This is a genomic window from Shewanella litoralis (genome assembly GCF_009828585.1).
GTDB classification, from domain to species: domain Bacteria; phylum Pseudomonadota; class Gammaproteobacteria; order Enterobacterales; family Shewanellaceae; genus Shewanella; species Shewanella litoralis.
Map to the genome: position 1 here is coordinate 77,086 of NZ_WSRZ01000001.1, position 17,466 is coordinate 94,551.

Below are 17,466 nucleotides of genomic sequence, written 5' to 3' on the forward strand. Positions count from 1 at the left end.
GGTCGTTTCGATTGATGCCTGTCCGACAACGGAGCGCTATTTTTAGCCAAAAAATCTGAACAGGTACTACATCAATAACTGAGGCTCTTAGCCCGCTTCAACAATACGCTTCATGTCTGTCATATAACCGCGCAATTCTGCACCGATAAATTCAACATCTGTGTGGCGAATTTGCTCATTCACTTCAATTAAGCGCTGATTATCAACACCGTTTGAACCACTTGCTAATCCTGCGCCTAAATACTCAGACGACATCGACTTAACGTAATCACGTAGCATGGGTACCGCTGCATGGTTGAATAAGTAACAACCGTATTCAGCTGTGTCCGAAATAACCACGTTCATTTCGTATAAACGCTTACGAGCAATGGTGTTAGCAATCAATGGCGTTTCGTGTAGTGACTCATAATAAGCCGACTCTTCAACAATGCCTGCTGCAACCATGGTATCGAATGCTAATTCCACACCGGCTTTGATCATCGCCACTAGGAAAATACCTTTGTCGAAATACGTTTGCTCATCAATGTGTTCAGACGTTGTAGGTGCATTTTCAAACGCCGTTTCGTTAGTTTCTGCTCTCCAACGTAACAAGTTAGCGTCATCGTTAGCCCAGTCTTCCATCATAGTGCGAGAAAACTCACCGCTGATGATGTCATCCATGTGCTTTTCAAATAGCGGCTTAAGGATTTCTTTTAGCTCTTCGGCCATATCAAACGCTTTAATTTTTGCAGGGTTTGATAAACGGTCCATCATGTTAGTGATGCCGCCGTGCTTAAGTGCTTCGGTAACGGTTTCCCAACCTTGTTGAATAAGTTTGCCGGCATAACCAGGCTCAACGCCGTCAGCAACCATTTTCTCATAACCTAAGATGGCACCGGTTTGTAACATACCGCATAGGATTGTTTGCTCGCCCATCAAATCTGACTTAACTTCAGCAACAAACGATGACATCAACACACCGGCACGGTCACCACCAGTTGCACTTGCATAGGCTTTAGCAATTGCTAAGCCATCGCCTTTTGGATCGTTTTCTGGGTGAACAGCAATCAGTGTTGGTACACCAAAACCACGCTTATATTCTTCACGCACTTCTGTCGCTGGGCACTTTGGTGCAACCATAATGACAGTAATGTCTGAACGCACTTGCATGCCTTCTTCGACAATGTTGAAACCATGCGAATACGCTAGCGTAGAACCTTGTTTCATTAACGGCATAACCGCATTAACAACATTGGTGTGCTGCTTATCTGGCGTTAAGTTAAGCACTAAGTCAGCGGCCGGTACTAGCTCTTCAAATGTACCCACTTTGAAGCCGTTATCGGTCGCTTTTTGCCAAGAGGCACGTTTTTCTGTAATGGCTTGTGGGCGTAGGGCAAAAGAAATGTTTAGGCCCGAGTCACGCATGTTCAAACCCTGGTTAAGGCCTTGTGCGCCACAACCTAAAATAACAATATTCCAATCTTTAATATATTCGCAGCCGTCGCTGAATTCAGTACGGTCCATGAAGCGGCATTGTGCTAATTGAGCTAATTGTTGACGTAAATTCAGAGAGTTAAAATAGTTAGCCATCTGATACCACCTTTAAAATTTTAATATTTGGGACGCAAACTGCGTTTGATGCATACTCAAACTTTGCGATTGAATTGACTATAGCCTATCCATTTGATTGCTTAAAATGATATATTCGGCATGTGATGTTGCATAAAATGCAACATCACAACTCTGATGAATTTAATCCTCTTTATGGAATCTCTAAGTATGGATATTCGCTCTCTAAAATTGTATTTACATCTGTGTGATAGCCTGCATTTTGCTAAAACAGCAGAGCAATCTCATGTGAGCCCATCGACGCTGAGCCGTGCATTACAGCGTTTAGAGGATGAAGTCGGCAGTAAATTATTTGAACGCGACAATCGTAGCGTCACCATAACGCATGCGGGTTTAGAATTTAGGCGCTTTGCAGAACAAACACTGATGGAGTGGAGCCAACTGCGCAGCCGACTCGATCCTAATCAACAGTTTTTGCGCGGCAACCTCAACTTATATTGTTCAGTGACCGCAGCTTACAGTCACCTACCAGCATTGCTAGACAGATTTAGACGCGATCATCCCCATGTGGACATTAAACTCACCACTGGCGACCCAGCCAATGCCGTTTCTCATATTCAAAAAAATCGTGCAGATATTGCCATTATTGCCCTGCCAGAAGTGTTTCCCGATACGTTGCATTTTACCCCTATCGACAAGGTGCCAATTTCGGTGATCGCACCAACCATGCATTGCCAGGTACAACAATGGGTTTCGCAGGGGAACATCGACTGGGCCAAATTACCCTATATCGTCCCCGATCATGGCCCGGGCAGAAAACGCATTGATCAATGGTTTAAACAAATGGGTATTAAGCCCAATATTTACGCACAGGTGTCTGGCCAGGAAGCGATTGTGTCGATGGTTGCATTAGGCTGTGGCGTGGGTATTAGTCCGGAGGCCGTGATCCATAACAGTCCTGTACGCGAACGTATTCAAACTTTAGCGTCGCCGGTTGATATTCCTGCATTTGAGTTAGGTTGTTGCTGCAAAGAAAAACGCACTAACGATCCTATCATTAGTGCGTTTCTTGAGATCATTTGAAGCAGCGGTTTTACTCAGCCACCACTTTCAACAATGTTTATGGCATCGGTGGTGCATCGTTTTCTAAACGGGTCACCAATAGTTGGTCGACCTTGTACGAGTCGATGTCGACCACCTCAAACTTATAGCCGGCATAATTAACAAAATCTGTGCGCTTAGGGATTTTACGCAGCATATACATCATAAAACCAGCGATGGTTTCGTAGTTTTGATTATGGGGAAATTCTTCAATTTGAAACGCTCGCATAACGTCGGTAATCGGTGTCACCCCATCGACTAACCAGGAGTTGCCATCACGGGCAACAATTTGCTCTTCACTTTCATGCAGTGACCACGCCCCCATAACCGCACTTTGTAAATCGTTAGTCGTCACAATCCCCACCACTAACGCATATTCGTTCATCACAACCGCAAAGTCTGCGCGATTATTTTTAAAGTATTCCATCGATTCAGACAAGGTTAACGTATCAGGAATAATTAAGCAGTTATGTACCAGGGTGCTGCCTTTAAGGGTAATGTGCTCACCATTAATCACCCGGATCAGCAACTCTTTAGCATCAACAAAGCCTTTGATCATATCTAACTGACCATCACAGACTAAAAATTTATTATGCGGGTTTTTAGCAATTTTTTGCTTGATGTCTTCTTCGGTGTCTTGCAGTAAAAAATACACCAGGCTTTCACGTGCGGTCATGGCCGATGTCACCGACACCGACTGCATTTCAAACACATTTTCCATCATTTGTTGCTCGCCTTTGTCCATCATGCCAGCTTCAGTGCCCGCACTCATCATGGCGTATATATCATCGTGGGTAATCTGGTCATTACGCGCGGTAGGCACTTGTAACAGCTTAAATATCGCATTTGCTAAACCGTTAAAAATCCACACAAACGGTTTTAGTACCGTAATACAAAATACAATTGGCATCACAAACGTCACTGCCACTTGTTCTGGGATCACCATCGCAATGCGCTTTGGCATTAGGTCAGCAAATAAAATAAATAATGATGTTACGGTGATAAAAGAACACGCAAAGCTCAATTGTAAGCCCCACTCGTCACCTAATATGGGTATTAATAATTGCTCGAAGTACGGACGAAATGCCGACTCACCGACAATACCGCCCATAATGGCAACGGCGTTTAAGCCAATTTGCACCACAGTAAAAAAGCTCCCCGGATGAGCTTGTAACTTAAGTACCTTTTTTGCCCGTACATCGCCTTCATCCGCCATGGTTTGCAAACGTATTTTACGTGATGCAGCCAAGGCTATTTCGGACATCGAAAAAAAACAACTTATGCCAATGAGGCACAATATAATCAAGAAACTATCAGTAATAGTCATACATTCTCTTTAGCTTAGGCACTGAGCACTAAGTCATAATGGGGTAGCGATTTTCGCTCATAAAGCAGTTAACTTTGTTGGATAACAAAGGGACAAAAATTCGGTTTGGGCCATTTGGGGATGATTTCATGACGAAAATGCCAGGAGGGTGACATCGAGGCTATCAATCAAGATTAGGTCATCATCGCTTGCTATTTTCTACAGTAAAATAGCTGTTTTATTGAAAAAGTGACCCGCAATGCTGGCGTTGAATCATCAAGTTATGACCGTGTTTAAACGCGCGCGTATTCTACTCAAAAGCCAACAAGATAACCAAGGTTTAGTTAACATAATTGATTATATTTTGTCTTCTTATACCGACAGGCTCGCCATAAAATCAGCAAAAACAGCCAGCGCTGCTAGACTGTACACATCCCTCCATTTGTATATTATTCAAACAAAAGGACTTTGTTTATGGCAATAGCCTGTGTGATTACTCGAGCAAGTTGCGGTGTCGAAGCCCCGAAAGTCACTGTAGAAGTACATTTAAGTAATGGTTTACCCGCATTTAATTTAGTGGGTTTACCCGAAGCCTCAGTCAAAGAAGCCAAAGAACGGGTAAGAAGTGCCTTGATCAATGCCGGGTTCGAATTCCCCCAGCGACGCATTACCGTTAACCTCGCACCTGCAGACTTACCCAAGCAAGGTGGCCGTTATGACTTACCGATTGCGATTGGTATTTTAGCCGCATCCAATCAAGTGCCTGTCAAAGCGCTGCAACAATGTGAATTTGTTGGTGAACTGGCATTGTCAGGGCAAATTCGTTCTTGTACCGGCTTACTGCCAGCCATTATTGCCGCGCGCAACGATCAACATCATTTTTTTATGCCTATCGATAATCGTCACGAAGCTGAATTAGTGGGGTATCACCAAAGTTATTTTGTCGCCCATTTACAAAATTTAGCCGCGTTTTTACATGGTCAAGCGCAACTGCCTTTACTCGACACCCAGCCAGAATGGATTGAAGAGCTTCAGCCAACTGACAATTCATTATGCATGAGTGATGTCATTGGCCAATATCAAGCTAAACAAGGGCTAGAAATTGCTGCGGCCGGAAATCACAACCTACTTTTTCTTGGACCTCCAGGTACTGGTAAAAGCATGTTAGCTAACCGAATCATCCCGCTGCTGCCTGCATTGACGTACGATGAAGCTATTGAAGTAGCCGCCATTCACTCGGTGGCAGGTTTACACATCAAACCGCAAAATTTTCTTAATCGCCCTTTTCGTTCGCCACACCATACTTGCTCGTCAATCGCGTTAATAGGTGGTGGCAGCCACCCAAAACCTGGGGAGATATCGTTGGCTCATCGGGGGATATTATTTTTAGATGAAATCGCTGAGTTTCCTCGTAAAGTACTCGACTGCTTAAGAGAGCCGTTAGAAACTGGCCAGGTCGAAATATCTCGAGCGGCCGCAAAGCTCACTTTTTCAAGCCGTTTTCAACTTATCGCCGCCATGAATCCTAGCCCCTGCGGTGATACCGAACGTTCCCGCTCAACCCCAGATCAAATTCAGCGTTATTTATCGCGTCTGTCTGGGCCATTTTTAGATAGATTTGATTTAACCGTTGATGTGCCCAAATTGCCCTCAGGTACCTTAACCAAAAAACATCAGCCAGGTGAAACTAGCATTGAAATAGCAAAACGCGTTAAACAAGCACGTGAAAGTCAACTGGCAAGAGCTGGAGTACTCAATAGCGAGTTAAGCCCGAAACAGCTCAAGCAAGACAGCCAAATTAGCCAGCAAGATTTAGAGTTTTTAGAGCAAAGCGTAGTGAGTTTAGGCTTGTCTGTTCGCAGTTTTCATCGTATTCAGCGAGTGTCGCGCACTATTGCCGACTTACAACAATCGATCACCATCGAGCGTAGTCACATCGCTCAGGCCCTTGGTTACCGAGCAATGGACCGCCTGCTTGCAAAGTTGAATCAACAATAAAATCAATTTTTAACGGTTGTATTTATTGAGCAATCCTGCGACTACGAGTAACATAGCTCTCCGTTTAATAGGAGAGAAAAATGTCGCTGTTTTCTAAAATCAAAGGCTGCATAGCATTCGTATGCTATTTACTGAATACCATTTTTTGGACTATTCCCATTTTGGTGTTTAGTGTTGTTAAGCTTATCCCGATTGGCGTTTTTCAAAAAAGCTGTAGTTATATTCTTGATAACTGTGCCACGGCGTGGATCAGCGTCAACAATGTCGTCGAAGCTATTTTTCACCCAATGCGCATTCACGTTTCTGGCGATCAACAGTTTTCAGAACAAGAATGGTACATGGTTATTGCGAATCACCAGTCTTGGGTCGACATTCTGATTTTGCAGCGCGTGTTTAACCGTAAAATTCCTTTTTTAAAGTTTTTCCTTAAACAAGAATTGATTTATGTGCCTATTTTGGGCTTAGCCTGGTGGGCATTAGACTTTCCATTTATGCGCCGTTACAGCTCAGCGCAACTGCGTAAAAACCCCAAGCTTAAAGGTAAAGATATTGAAATTACCCGCAAAGCCTGTGAAAAATTTAAAACCAAACCGGTCAGTATCATGAACTTTGTTGAAGGCACTCGCTTCACTCAGGCAAAACATGACAAACAACAATCCACCTTTAAGCACCTTTTAAAACCGAAAGCGGGCGGCATGGCATTTGCGCTCTCAGCAATGGGTGAACACATCAATAAACTCGTCGATGTCACCATTTATTATCCAGATAAGGTTCCTACCTACTGGCAGTATATTTGCGGTGCGCTCAATGAAGTCCATGTACACGTTAGTATTAGCGATATTCCGCAAAGTATGCGTGGCGATTACCTCAAAGATCGTGAATTCAAAATTGATTTTCAAGAGCAGCTCAATCAAATTTGGGTCAATAAAGACAAACAACTGCAGAGACTTGCTGACGAAACAAAACAAAAGGCATAACGATACATGTTGACGTTTTTACCTGGTCCAGTGCTGTATATTCTCAGCCTTACGCTGTTAATTATTAACACCAGTTTATGGGGTTCATTGTTAACTGTAGGCGGTATCGTGAAGTTGTTACTGCCCTTCAAGACTGTACGCAGTGTGTTAACTAAAATAATGAACCGATTTATGTGGGCCTGGGCGACATGTAACGGCGGAATTTTGTATCTGATATCCAACATAGAATGGGATATTTCTGGTCTTGAGAAACTCGATCCCAATGGCTGGTATTTAATTATCAGTAATCATGTCAGCGGATTTGATATTGCGGCACAAACCTATGTGTTGCGTAATCACATTCCTATGCTGAAGTTTTTTCTCAAAAAAGAACTCTTGTATGTGCCGATTATGGGCTTAGGTTGTTGGGCGTTGGACATGCCATTTATGGACCGAACCAGCCCGGCAAAACTTAAAAAGAATCCAAAGCTGAGAGGCAAGGACCTTGAAACCACTCGTAAGGCATGTGAGCGCTTTAAAGATTCACCCACCTCTATCATTAATTATGTTGAAGGTAGTCGCTTTACTGAAGAAAAACGCCTACGCCAGGATTCACCCTATCGACATTTATTACGTCCTAAAGCCAGTGGTATCGCATTTACCTTATCTGCTATGGGTGAGCAATTTACCAATTTACTCAACATCACATTGGTTTACCCTGAAACATCTGAAGCAGTGTTAAGCAATGTGATGCATGGCCGCACCAAAAAAGTAGTCATGCGGGTTGACGTGTTACCCGTACCTCATGTTGATTCAACTGACTACTTTTCCAATGCTGACACTCGGGTGACATTCCAACGCTGGTTAAATCAGTTGTGGAGTGAAAAGGACCAATTGATTGATGATGAAATTAGACGTTATCAACAAAAGTAACCTCAACAGGATTAGAGTATTTTTACAGCAAAGAAGCATAACACTGTCAGTTTTTACCAATATCCATTACTCTAATTACATGCTCCATTTAAGTAAAAGCTTAGTCACTGAAAATTCGAGGCTTAATCAGTGTTTTCCTGTTAAGCTAAGTAACCTGAGCTCAGATTAACTAGGCCATTTCACGCCACATTGCTAATTTAACTTATATAGGTGAGATTTGAATTTTCGTGCATTCACGCATATAACACACTGGGTAATGTTGCTTACATTGATATTTTCAGTGCCTGTTTCAGCGCAACAAAATAATGCCTACGATGGTCTCGCCGAAGTTAAGTTTGAGCACTTCGACACGGAAGGAAAACTCAACCAAAACTCTATAACCCGCCTGTTTATGGACAGTGCCGGCATGATGTGGATTGGTACTCAAGATGGCCTACACAGTTACAATGGTGTTGATTTTGAGCTTTACCTTAAACAAGCAGACAATCACAACAGCATTTCGGGTAATTTTATCACTGACATTTTGCAATCCCCTGACGGTGATTTGTGGGTCGGTACGTTTGATAATGGACTCAATCGCTTTAATTTACAGACAGGCGAGTTTCAGCAATTTAAAAAAGAGCAAGGCTTAGGTGAGCTTCAAATAACCAAATTAGCGGTTATTGGCGACACGTTATGGATTGGTACGCGTGCTGGTTTGTACTTATTGTCGTTAAAAACCGAAAAAATCATTCCGGTTAGCCTCGGTAACAATATCACCCCAGATATTGTCAGCCTTGCAAACGTTGATAACAAATACATTGTGGTTGGCACTCAAGCCAATGGCACCTTTGCTGTAGACAGTAACACCATTATTCGTCTCGATATCCCCACAACAATGGTCGTTAACCAAATCCATTCAAGCTCAGTTTATTCAGTCTGGTTAGCTATCGACAATCAAATCTGGCGTTACAATCTCGATACCCACCAGAAAGATTTAATATGGTCACACAACAACAGCTACGGCGAAAATCGTAAAATTACTGACTTTGTCGTGGTCAATGCCAACCAGCTTTTTGCTATTGGTAATAATACCGGACTGTTTCAACTCGACTTTAAAGATGGCCAGTGGCATAGCACAATATATAAGCACAACCCGCAAGCGTTAAACACCATCAGTGCCAACACACTACAAACATTGTTACTCGATGTAAGTGGTACGCTTTGGATTGGCACAGGCTACTCAGGGATTGATAAACTTAACCTTAGCCATCAATATTTTACCCATTATTACGACTACCATCCTGATTCACCCGGCATGGCTAACATGGTGCGCAGTATTTTTCGTGATAAACAACAACGCTTATGGATAGGCACTGATGGCGCGGGAGTAAAATACCTCGCACCTCAAGATACTCAGTATCATTATATTAATCATTTGTTTGCGGAAGCTTTATCAATTCCTGTTGAGCAATTGTCAATTATAGTGAATGACATAATTCAAGATAAGCAGGATGTTTTATGGTTTGCGACCAACATCGGTTTATTTACCCTGGACAGCAACAATACACTCGTGCAAGTGCTGCCCGCCAACGATCAGTTGCATGCCGATACCAAATTTCGTAGTTTAGCCTTTGACGATAAAGACCGCCTATGGATAGCAAGCTCATTAGGTTTGTATTTTATTTCTGAGCACACCCAGCGGATGATGTCTTATAACTTTGGCTTTCAGTCTGATTTTTCACCGTTTAAATATCAAATTATTAAACTGCATTTTAGCCAAGGCTACTTATGGTTAGGCACCATGGGCGGAGTCGTTCGGTTATCACCTGAAGAGCAAACACTCGTATTTTTAACCCATGATCCAGAGAATGTTTATAGCCTCAGCGATAATCGTGTAAGGGATTTTTTGTTGGCCGAAAATGGCGACTTTTGGGTCGCGACTCATGGTGGCATAGACAAACTCACCATGGAATACGGCAGCTTTAAATTTGAACGAATGGACGTCAATGCTGATCACAGCAGTAATACTGTTTATGCCATGTTAGAAGACGAAAAACATGACTTATGGCTAAGCACTAACTCCGGTATTTCGCGCTTTACCCCAAGTAGTAATCGCTTTATTTCATATAATAAATTCGAAGGCTTACAAGCCAATGAGTTCAATGGCGCAGCTAAATTTAAAGAGGCTAATGGCACATTATGGTTTGGTGGCATTAATGGCCTCAACCAGTTTAATCCCGCTACCGTCCCCAATTATAGAGCCGAAAACAAACTGGCACTCACTAAATACACCCTAGGTGAAACGCAATATCCTGTGCGCGATTTAAGCCATGCGCCTGATATTGTGATGCCATATGAAAAACAGCTCATCAGCTTTGAAATTGGCTCATTGAACTTTAGTTACCCAGGACTCAGCCGTTTTAGTTACAAGCTTGATGGATTTGATACAGAATGGCGAGAGCTATCACAAGGTCATCAAATTTCTTATACCAATCTCTCACCCGGCGAATATACCTTGATCGTTCGTCATGCACTGGGAACAAACCAATACAGTCAATACACGCTCAATGTTCGGGTGTCGGTGGTTCCACCTGTGTATATGACTCATATGGCCTATGCCGCTTATGTTACTCTCGGCTTGCTATTAATTATCTGGTTTATTGCTGCACGACGCAAAAAACAAAGAAAACAACGTGAATTTGATAGCAGCATTCGCGCCTCTGAAGAACGCCTTAAATTAGCCCTTTGGGCGTCGGGCGACGGTATGTGGGACTGGAACATTAAAGACGATAAAGTGTATCGGACCAATATGGTTGAACCGATGAACTTTTCGTTAAAAGATCAATTACTGATTAAAAGTATTCATCCAGAAGACCGCCCGCGTGTACAAAAACTGTTAACTGAACACCTTAATGGCGAGAGCGAATTTTTTGAAGCAGAATATCGGGTAGAAACCCAACCCGGCACGTGGGCCTGGCTGTTAGACAGAGGCCAAATTGTCGAGCGTGATAGTAACAATGTGCCATTACGAATGGCTGGGACTCACAAAGACATTACCAGCCGTAAGCTCACTGAGAACGAACTGAAGTTGTCATCGCAAGTATTGTTTAGCATGAACGAAGCGGTTGTTGTGGGCGAGTTAGACTATCAAGTTCGTTCTGTAAATCCGGCGTTTAGCCGTATAACCGGTTTTAAACATCGCGATGTGGTCGGCAAACACTTTTTGTTTTTAACCATGGGTAAACAATCCCGTGAGTTTTATAACTCAGTTGAAACCCAGTTATTAAGACATAAACACTGGGCGGGTGAAATTAACATTAGAACCCGTGACCGTCGTGGCATTCTTGCCTGGTTAGAGATCAATCAAGTTATCGATAATAAAGGTGAAACCAGCCACTTTGTTGCGGTATTTACCGACATTACTGCGCGTAAAAAAGCAGAAGAAGATCTACGCGTACTGGCGAACTTTGATCCATTAACAGGCTTACCTAACCGCACATTATTTCAAGACAGATTAAACCAGGCAGTCACCAAAGCACATCGCGCCGAAAACATTGTCGCACTGCTATTTTTAGACCTTGACCGCTTTAAACACATTAATGACTCTATGGGTCACCATGTAGGCGATTTGCTACTTAAAGCGGTTGCGCACCGCTTACAAAATGCAGTGCGTGACGGCGATACCGTTGCCCGTTTAGGTGGCGACGAATTTACTATTATTTTAGAAGGAGTTGCTAAATCCAAAGCCGCTACCATCATCGCCGAAAAAGTATTACACGCTTTTCAGACTCCCTTTTTACTTGATGACAAAGTCCTGACTATTTCACCCTCAATCGGCATAAGTTTGTACCCTGAAGACGCCGAGGACACCACATCATTAATTAAATATGCTGATACCGCCATGTACCACGCTAAGTCATTGGGGCGCAATAATTTCCAGTTTTATACCAAAGAGCTCAATCAATACGCGACACGCCATGTGCAGTTAGAGGCAGGCTTGAAAAAAGCCCTGCAAGAAAACGAATTCTATCTCGTTTACCAACCTAAGTATGATGTTAAAACTAAGCGAATCATTGGATTAGAAGCATTACTACGTTGGGACAGCCCTGAGCTTGGCCCTATTTCGCCCGTAGAGTTTATTCCACTTGCAGAAGAAACAGGCTTAATTAACCCCATCGGTAACTGGGCTATTAACCAAGCATGTAGCCAACTTGCATTGTGGCATCAGCAAGGTTTTGAGCATATCTCGGTGGCCGTCAACTTATCAGCAAGGCAGTTAAAAGCAGATATTATCTCAACCATTGAAGTTGCTCTTGCCGTATCAGGCTTAGCTGCCGAGTCGTTAGAACTTGAATTAACAGAATCCATGATTATGGGTAATCCACAAGATTCAGTTGCGGTATTATCGAAACTCAAAGCATTAGGCTTAACCATTGCCATTGATGACTTTGGGACAGGCTATTCTAGTTTGAGCTATTTGAAACGATTCCCGATTGATACCTTAAAAATTGATCGTGAATTTGTCCGCGATATTACTGAAGACCCAGATGATGCCGCGATTACCAGCGCGATTATTACCTTAGCCCACAGCCTTGAACTGAATGTAGTGGCAGAAGGGGTAGAAACCCAGGAGCAGCTTGAGTTTTTACGTAATGGCGGTTGTGATCAGGTGCAAGGGTTCCTCCTCAGTAAACCGCTCACCGCAAGTGATTGTTTAGCGCTGTTGACCAAAGATAAGCAGCTTTAAACAGGCAAAATAAAAGCTCCCTAGGGAGCTTTTATTTTGCCTGCAGCTTAACTAAGACGCATAAGCTAAGTCGCACAAACTAAGGCGCAACTCGCTCTACACGTTTAACCCAGCCTTGTGGTGCAGCAACATGGCCTTTTTGTAACTCAGTAAACAGCTTATAAATACGCTGAATATTAGGGCCAACCTTACCATCGCCAACAGTCACGATGCGACCATCTTCGAAGATATATGAGCTAACAGGTGATACCACAGCAGCAGTACCAAAACCACCAGCTTCAATAATTTCACCGGCTTCAATATCTGCAATAAACTTATCTAACTTCACCGTTTCTTGTCTGACTTCACAACCCAACATCTCTCCAAGTTCCATAATAGATTGGGAGGTAATTGATTTTAAAATAGTGTCAGTGAAGGTAGGAATAATCACAGTGCCATCTTTTAAAATATGGAAGTGATTCATCGCGCCAGCTTCTTCAATTTGCGTGTTAGTTGAATCTAAATACAACACCTGCGAAGCACCATGCTCTGCCGCGGCTTTACCTGCACGAAGAGAAGCAGCATAGTTGCCAGATGCTTTCGAAGCCCCTGTTCCACCAGACACGGCACGGTGATACTTAGTGCTGATTAACAAACGAATACCGTTATTAACACCCGATGCGTAGTAAGCACCAGACGGGCTTAACATGACACAGAAGGTGTATTTTTGACTAGGACTTACCGATAAGCGGTCTTCGGTGGCAAAAATAAACGGGCGGATGTATAAACATGCACCTTCTTGTTGCGGAAACCATAAACGGTCCACATCAATGAGGGCGTTAATACCTTTTAATTGCATCGCTTCATCAATATTGGGAATACACACAATATCGGCAGAACGGTTCATGCGCTCGGCATTTTTATTTAAACGGAAAGTATAAATCTCACCGTCTTCATGCATAAAGGCTTTAGCGCCTTCAAAAATAGATTGCCCATAATGCAACGACATTGCACCAGGTGCCATTTCAAACGGTCCATAAGGGACAATGCGCGGATCGCACCATTGGCCATCACGATAATCCATTAGAAACATGTGGTCAGTTCGAAGCTTGCCAAAACCGACATCACCTTCAGGTTTAAACGGTTCTGTGCGGCGCTCTGACGCAGATTTTAAATTATATTTTATGTCCATTGCATACCACCTTAAAAACTGAGCTTGCAGACTATGGAGGCTAGAGATTAATGTCAAGCCGCAGCTCGAGATCCTAAATCAAAATACGTCAATTGAACGTAACAAGCATCAATATATTTATTCATATTGCAGCAGACTCAATGTCAGCACTTCAGTCTATTCTATCGGTTATTTTACGATGCCCGCAATAATAGACACTTCGACTAAATATTCCGGTTCTGCAATCGCGGCTTGTACACAAGCCCTGGCGGGGGCATGCCCTGCTGGTACCCAATTGTCCCACACCAAGTTCATCGCATCGTAATCAGCCATGTCTTTGAGATAAAGGGTGGCAGATAAAATATGCTCACGGCTCGAACCCGCTTGAATCAACAAGGCATCCACTTCCTCTAGCATGGTGACGGTTTGAGTATTAATATCGCTAAATTTGTCTTTCGCAACCTGGCCACATAAATAAACAGTATTGTTATGAATAACAATACTGCTCATCCGAGTGCCCACATCCAGTCTGGTAATTGTCATAAAACGCGCTTTTATTGTTTAAGTGAGTCGACGAAAATAGCGCGATCTAAGATAAAGTACAATATCGACTGATTTATTGAATATATTTTAGCCACTTAGTTTTAAAGGCTATTCCTATAGGCCTTGTCACTGCTAGAATCGGGGTTCCATCCAGAAACGTATAGGACTCCCCATGAGCCTTGAATTATTGTCCCAACTGGAAACCAAAATCCAGGCGACTCTTGAAAATATTGAGCTACTAAAAATGGAGCTTGAAGAAGAGAAGCAAAAGAACGAAGCGTTAGCGCAACAGCAAGAAGAATTGACACAAAAAAACCAACAATTGCAGCAAGACCTCAACTCTTGGAGCGATAAGGTCAACGGCCTTGTTGGTTTATTGAATAGCGAAATGTAAGCGAGTCTTTTTAAACTGATTGCGCCTCAATCAGGGCATTTAATTCGCTGATCGCCTGCCTCACTTTTGGCAGGCTTTTTTTTGTTTGTAAAAAACGTCCTTTTTCAAATTTAAGTAAACCTAAATCTTTTACCCAAATCACGCCACTCAGAAAGATCCTAGCATGCTTAACAATTAACTTGGGCGCATAAACAGGGAACGTTCTCATAGGGTTTCCTCCTAGAAAAATACTCATAATACGATGTAACACATCTCAATTAGGGCCAAGCAGCCCTGTGATACAGTGACATTAGAGCACAATACAACGAGCCAATTAGAGTTGCGTTTGCGCACCACTGTAACCGGGTGACCGATATCTCACGTCAGCAAATTTCTGAAATAATCAGCAACATTAATATCAGTCACAGGGTTCGACAACGGGTTTTCACAAGAGTTTCATTAAAATTGTACTTTCAAATAGTCAGACAAATCACACAAAACAGTGGCGACAATATAATGCCGCTTGCCAATATTTTGACGCCATGCTAATATCCTGGACGTTACTCAGGGTAAAAAAGAGTCATTTGACTCATCACCGTATTGTCTTTTATAGATATACGGTTTTTTTTTTGCCCGACATTCCCCTATTTCTTGCTGCGCCATCCCTTTTTTAGGCAACAAAAAAGGAGCCTAGGCTCCTCTTCGTCGGTGTCACTTCGGCGTCATTTCACGCTAAAGCGGCCAAGATTTAACTTACTTTTTATTCATGGTTGATAAATATAATGCCATATCGATAAGCTCATCGTAAGACTTGATAGAGCTGGTTTCTAAACGGTATTTACCATTTACAACCAATGAAGGTACACCAGAGATTTTGGCGTTTTCAGTATCACGTTTCATTTTTGACATCTGTGCACTGACCATAAATGAGCTTGCTGCGGCATCATAGGCTTTAGCGTCAACACCATTAGCAATAAACAATGCTCTGATATCATCTGCACGAGTAAACTGCTGACGCTTATCATGGATAGCACTAAATAAAGCTGTTTCAATCTTTTCTTCAACATTTAGTTGTTTAGCAATGGCAAACGCGCGTGACATTTCTACGCCCATTTCACGGCCAATAAACTCAACGTGTGATTGGTTAAACGCCACACCTTCTGGCAGGCTCGTTTTTATCTTTGGTACAACGGTTTTAGCAAAGTTATAACAATGTGGGCAATAGAAAGAGAAAAACTCAGTGATTTCTGGCTTAGCTGACTCAGGGCCGTCATTTATCACAGTGTAATGAACACCTTCTTTATAATCAGCAGCCATCGCTGCCATTGGCGCGAGTAGTAGTGCCGCGGCCATCAATAATGCTTTTTTCATCTCACTTCCTTTCAATAGGCAAAATATACTAATAAAAAATCGCTGGTTCTATCATAGTCTAGCGTTAGGCTGTAACTCAATCGCTACATGATTGTATTTGTAACTAAATACATCCTGATAGTGATTATGAATCAATGTTAATCAACAATTAAAGCTGGCTAAACTCAATGGCGCCTCCTCTAAGGCGGCAAGTTGCTCTTTAAATGCCAGGGTTTGTTGCTCCCAATATTTGATGTCAGCAAACCAGGGAAAGTTCATTGGAAATGCAGGATCTTGCCAACGTTTTGTTAGCCATGCGTTGTAATGGATCATTCTAAACGCTCTTAACGGCTCAATGAGCGCCAGTTGCCTGGTGTCAAAATCGCAAAACTCCTGATAAGCCTCAATCAAGATGTCGAGTTGCAATAATTGCTGTGCTCTATCGCCCGTTAACATCATCCAAATATCTTGAACTGCAGGCCCTTGTCTTGCATCGTCTAAATCGACAAAACCTGGCCCGTCTGGCGTCCACAAAATATTGCCAGGATGCAAATCACCATGCAGGCGAATCGTGTTAAAGCTGTGTTGCTGCCAAATCTGTTTCGCTTTTGTCAGCACTTGCTCTACTACAGTAAAAAAGGCGTCATGCATCCCCGAGGAAACAATACCGCTATCGCGTAAATAACGATAGGCATCATCACCTAAAATCTCCGGGGTTAACGGCTCGCGATGCACAAAAGGTTGCTTACTGGCATATTGATGAATACGGCCAATAAAACGCCCTACCGACTCTAACTGCTCATCGTTATCGACCTCAAATGCGCGTCCACCAATAGAGGGGAATAACGCAAAACGATAACCTTTAAACTCAAATAACGTTTTACTTTCAATGATGATGGGCACAGCGATAGGTATGTCTTCTGCCGCTAATGCCAATGCGTAGTCGTGCTCTTCTTGAATCTGCGCTTCACTCCAACGCTGTGGTCGATAAAATTTAACCACATAACGTAAGCCCTGGTCGCAGCGGAACTGATACACCCGGTTTTCATAGCTGTTTAATGCTAACAAACCGGTTTCAGGAAATATCCCTATACTCTCAATCGCATCTAGAATGAGGTCTGGCGTTAATGCCTGAAAGTGAAACTCTGCACTGCTATTATCCATGTAAACCTTCTTGGGTGGTTTGAATATGCGGCTTAAGCAAGCTGGCTAAAAAGCCTAATACGTCTACATCATTGGCGTTATCAACTGACAACCAGCAAATATCACCGTAAAACTCATAGTGTAGCCACACCGGACACCCTTCAAAATTGAGTAGCCATTGGTGTCTGTCTGCGCCCCATTGGCGCTCACGAATATCACAATCTAATGCGACCGCTAAAGGTTCGGCAAATTGTTCAAATTGCTCAAAATCGACTTGTGCTTGAATAACAATACTCAGGGCGTCGGGCTCAAATTTAGCTGACAATAATTTCATAA

14 protein-coding genes are annotated in these 17,466 nt (G+C 42.8%); 6 read left to right on the forward strand and 8 right to left on the reverse strand.

Annotated elements, in window-relative coordinates; all coding sequences use genetic code 11:
• Positions 1-87: 87 nt before the first annotated feature.
• Positions 88-1,569 carry a ketol-acid reductoisomerase gene (gene ilvC / locus GQA99_RS00345; RefSeq protein WP_160051865.1) on the reverse strand — a complete coding sequence of 494 codons (1,482 nt, stop codon included), beginning with the start codon at positions 1,567-1,569 and terminating at the stop codon, positions 88-90.
• Positions 1,570-1,758: 189 nt separating this feature from the next.
• On the opposite strand from ilvC, the gene ilvY reads away from it, so the two are divergent.
• Positions 1,759-2,631 carry an HTH-type transcriptional activator IlvY gene (gene ilvY / locus GQA99_RS00350; protein WP_160051866.1) on the forward strand — a complete coding sequence of 291 codons (873 nt, stop codon included), beginning with the start codon at positions 1,759-1,761 and terminating at the stop codon, positions 2,629-2,631.
• A 37-nt stretch (positions 2,632-2,668) separates the two neighbouring features.
• Here the strand turns inward: ilvY and paeA are convergent, their stop codons facing one another.
• Positions 2,669-3,976: a polyamine export protein PaeA gene (paeA, locus tag GQA99_RS00355; RefSeq protein WP_160051867.1), complete on the reverse strand. Its 1,308-nt coding sequence runs from the start codon at positions 3,974-3,976 to the stop codon at positions 2,669-2,671.
• A gap of 453 nt (positions 3,977-4,429) precedes the next feature.
• Here paeA and GQA99_RS00360 point away from each other — a divergent pair, with 453 nt between their 5' ends.
• The 4 genes from GQA99_RS00360 to GQA99_RS00375 all read left to right on the forward strand — a co-directional run bounded on the left by GQA99_RS00360 (position 4,430) and on the right by GQA99_RS00375 (position 12,571).
• A complete protein-coding gene (locus GQA99_RS00360; RefSeq protein WP_160051868.1) occupies positions 4,430-5,953 on the forward strand; it encodes a YifB family Mg chelatase-like AAA ATPase in 1,524 nt (507 codons plus the stop codon).
• A gap of 80 nt (positions 5,954-6,033) precedes the next feature.
• On the forward strand, positions 6,034-6,930 hold the full coding sequence (yihG, locus tag GQA99_RS00365; RefSeq protein WP_160051869.1) for a 1-acylglycerol-3-phosphate O-acyltransferase, YihG family: 897 nt from the start codon (positions 6,034-6,036) through the stop codon (positions 6,928-6,930).
• A gap of 6 nt (positions 6,931-6,936) precedes the next feature.
• A complete protein-coding gene (gene yihG, locus GQA99_RS00370; protein ID WP_160051870.1) occupies positions 6,937-7,842 on the forward strand; it encodes a 1-acylglycerol-3-phosphate O-acyltransferase, YihG family in 906 nt (301 codons plus the stop codon).
• A 256-nt stretch (positions 7,843-8,098) separates the two neighbouring features.
• Positions 8,099-12,571 carry an EAL domain-containing protein gene (locus GQA99_RS00375; protein WP_373291402.1) on the forward strand — a complete coding sequence of 1,491 codons (4,473 nt, stop codon included), beginning with the start codon at positions 8,099-8,101 and terminating at the stop codon, positions 12,569-12,571.
• Between the two features lie 79 nt (positions 12,572-12,650).
• Here GQA99_RS00375 and GQA99_RS00380 read toward each other — a convergent pair whose 3' ends face one another.
• Entirely contained in the window at positions 12,651-13,742 is a 1,092-nt protein-coding gene (locus tag GQA99_RS00380) for a branched-chain amino acid aminotransferase (RefSeq protein WP_160051872.1), read from the reverse strand.
• Between the two features lie 168 nt (positions 13,743-13,910).
• A complete protein-coding gene (locus GQA99_RS00385) occupies positions 13,911-14,264 on the reverse strand; it encodes a RidA family protein (RefSeq protein ID WP_160051873.1) in 354 nt (117 codons plus the stop codon).
• A gap of 172 nt (positions 14,265-14,436) precedes the next feature.
• Here GQA99_RS00385 and GQA99_RS00390 point away from each other — a divergent pair, with 172 nt between their 5' ends.
• Positions 14,437-14,658 (forward strand): cell division protein ZapB, encoded by a 222-nt coding sequence (locus tag GQA99_RS00390; RefSeq protein WP_160051874.1) that lies wholly within the window; start codon positions 14,437-14,439, stop codon positions 14,656-14,658.
• A 10-nt stretch (positions 14,659-14,668) separates the two neighbouring features.
• On the opposite strand, the gene GQA99_RS00395 is transcribed toward GQA99_RS00390, so the two are convergent.
• From GQA99_RS00395 to GQA99_RS00410, 4 genes are all read right to left on the reverse strand, one after another.
• Positions 14,669-14,866, reverse strand: coding sequence for a DUF1107 family protein (locus GQA99_RS00395; protein WP_160052184.1), 198 nt, complete (start codon positions 14,864-14,866; stop codon positions 14,669-14,671).
• Positions 14,867-15,390: 524 nt separating this feature from the next.
• A complete protein-coding gene (locus tag GQA99_RS00400; protein ID WP_160051875.1) occupies positions 15,391-16,008 on the reverse strand; it encodes a thiol:disulfide interchange protein DsbA/DsbL in 618 nt (205 codons plus the stop codon).
• A gap of 141 nt (positions 16,009-16,149) precedes the next feature.
• On the reverse strand, positions 16,150-17,151 hold the full coding sequence (locus tag GQA99_RS00405) for a serine/threonine protein kinase (RefSeq protein ID WP_160051876.1): 1,002 nt from the start codon (positions 17,149-17,151) through the stop codon (positions 16,150-16,152).
• On the reverse strand, positions 17,144-17,464 hold the full coding sequence (locus tag GQA99_RS00410) for a DUF3630 family protein (RefSeq protein ID WP_160051877.1): 321 nt from the start codon (positions 17,462-17,464) through the stop codon (positions 17,144-17,146). The genes GQA99_RS00405 and GQA99_RS00410 overlap by 8 nt, the downstream gene beginning before the upstream one ends.
• Between the last annotated feature and the right edge of the window lie 2 nt (positions 17,465-17,466).

What these genes read in the sequence shown, in the direction of transcription:
- ilvC (WP_160051865.1), bottom strand. Translation starts at nt 1,569, where the DNA reads ATGGCTAACTATTTTAACTCTCTGAATTTACGTCAACAATTAGCTCAA.
- ilvY (WP_160051866.1), top strand. Translation starts at nt 1,759, where the DNA reads ATGGATATTCGCTCTCTAAAATTGTATTTACATCTGTGTGATAGCCTG.
- paeA (WP_160051867.1), bottom strand. Translation starts at nt 3,976, where the DNA reads ATGACTATTACTGATAGTTTCTTGATTATATTGTGCCTCATTGGCATA.
- GQA99_RS00360 (WP_160051868.1), top strand. Translation starts at nt 4,430, where the DNA reads ATGGCAATAGCCTGTGTGATTACTCGAGCAAGTTGCGGTGTCGAAGCC.
- yihG (WP_160051869.1), top strand. Translation starts at nt 6,034, where the DNA reads ATGTCGCTGTTTTCTAAAATCAAAGGCTGCATAGCATTCGTATGCTAT.
- yihG (WP_160051870.1), top strand. Translation starts at nt 6,937, where the DNA reads ATGTTGACGTTTTTACCTGGTCCAGTGCTGTATATTCTCAGCCTTACG.
- GQA99_RS00375 (WP_373291402.1), top strand. Translation starts at nt 8,099, where the DNA reads ATGTTGCTTACATTGATATTTTCAGTGCCTGTTTCAGCGCAACAAAAT.
- GQA99_RS00380 (WP_160051872.1), bottom strand. Translation starts at nt 13,742, where the DNA reads ATGGACATAAAATATAATTTAAAATCTGCGTCAGAGCGCCGCACAGAA.
- GQA99_RS00385 (WP_160051873.1), bottom strand. Translation starts at nt 14,264, where the DNA reads ATGACAATTACCAGACTGGATGTGGGCACTCGGATGAGCAGTATTGTT.
- GQA99_RS00390 (WP_160051874.1), top strand. Translation starts at nt 14,437, where the DNA reads ATGAGCCTTGAATTATTGTCCCAACTGGAAACCAAAATCCAGGCGACT.
- GQA99_RS00395 (WP_160052184.1), bottom strand. Translation starts at nt 14,866, where the DNA reads ATGAGAACGTTCCCTGTTTATGCGCCCAAGTTAATTGTTAAGCATGCT.
- GQA99_RS00400 (WP_160051875.1), bottom strand. Translation starts at nt 16,008, where the DNA reads ATGAAAAAAGCATTATTGATGGCCGCGGCACTACTACTCGCGCCAATG.
- GQA99_RS00405 (WP_160051876.1), bottom strand. Translation starts at nt 17,151, where the DNA reads ATGGATAATAGCAGTGCAGAGTTTCACTTTCAGGCATTAACGCCAGAC.
- GQA99_RS00410 (WP_160051877.1), bottom strand. Translation starts at nt 17,464, where the DNA reads ATGAAATTATTGTCAGCTAAATTTGAGCCCGACGCCCTGAGTATTGTT.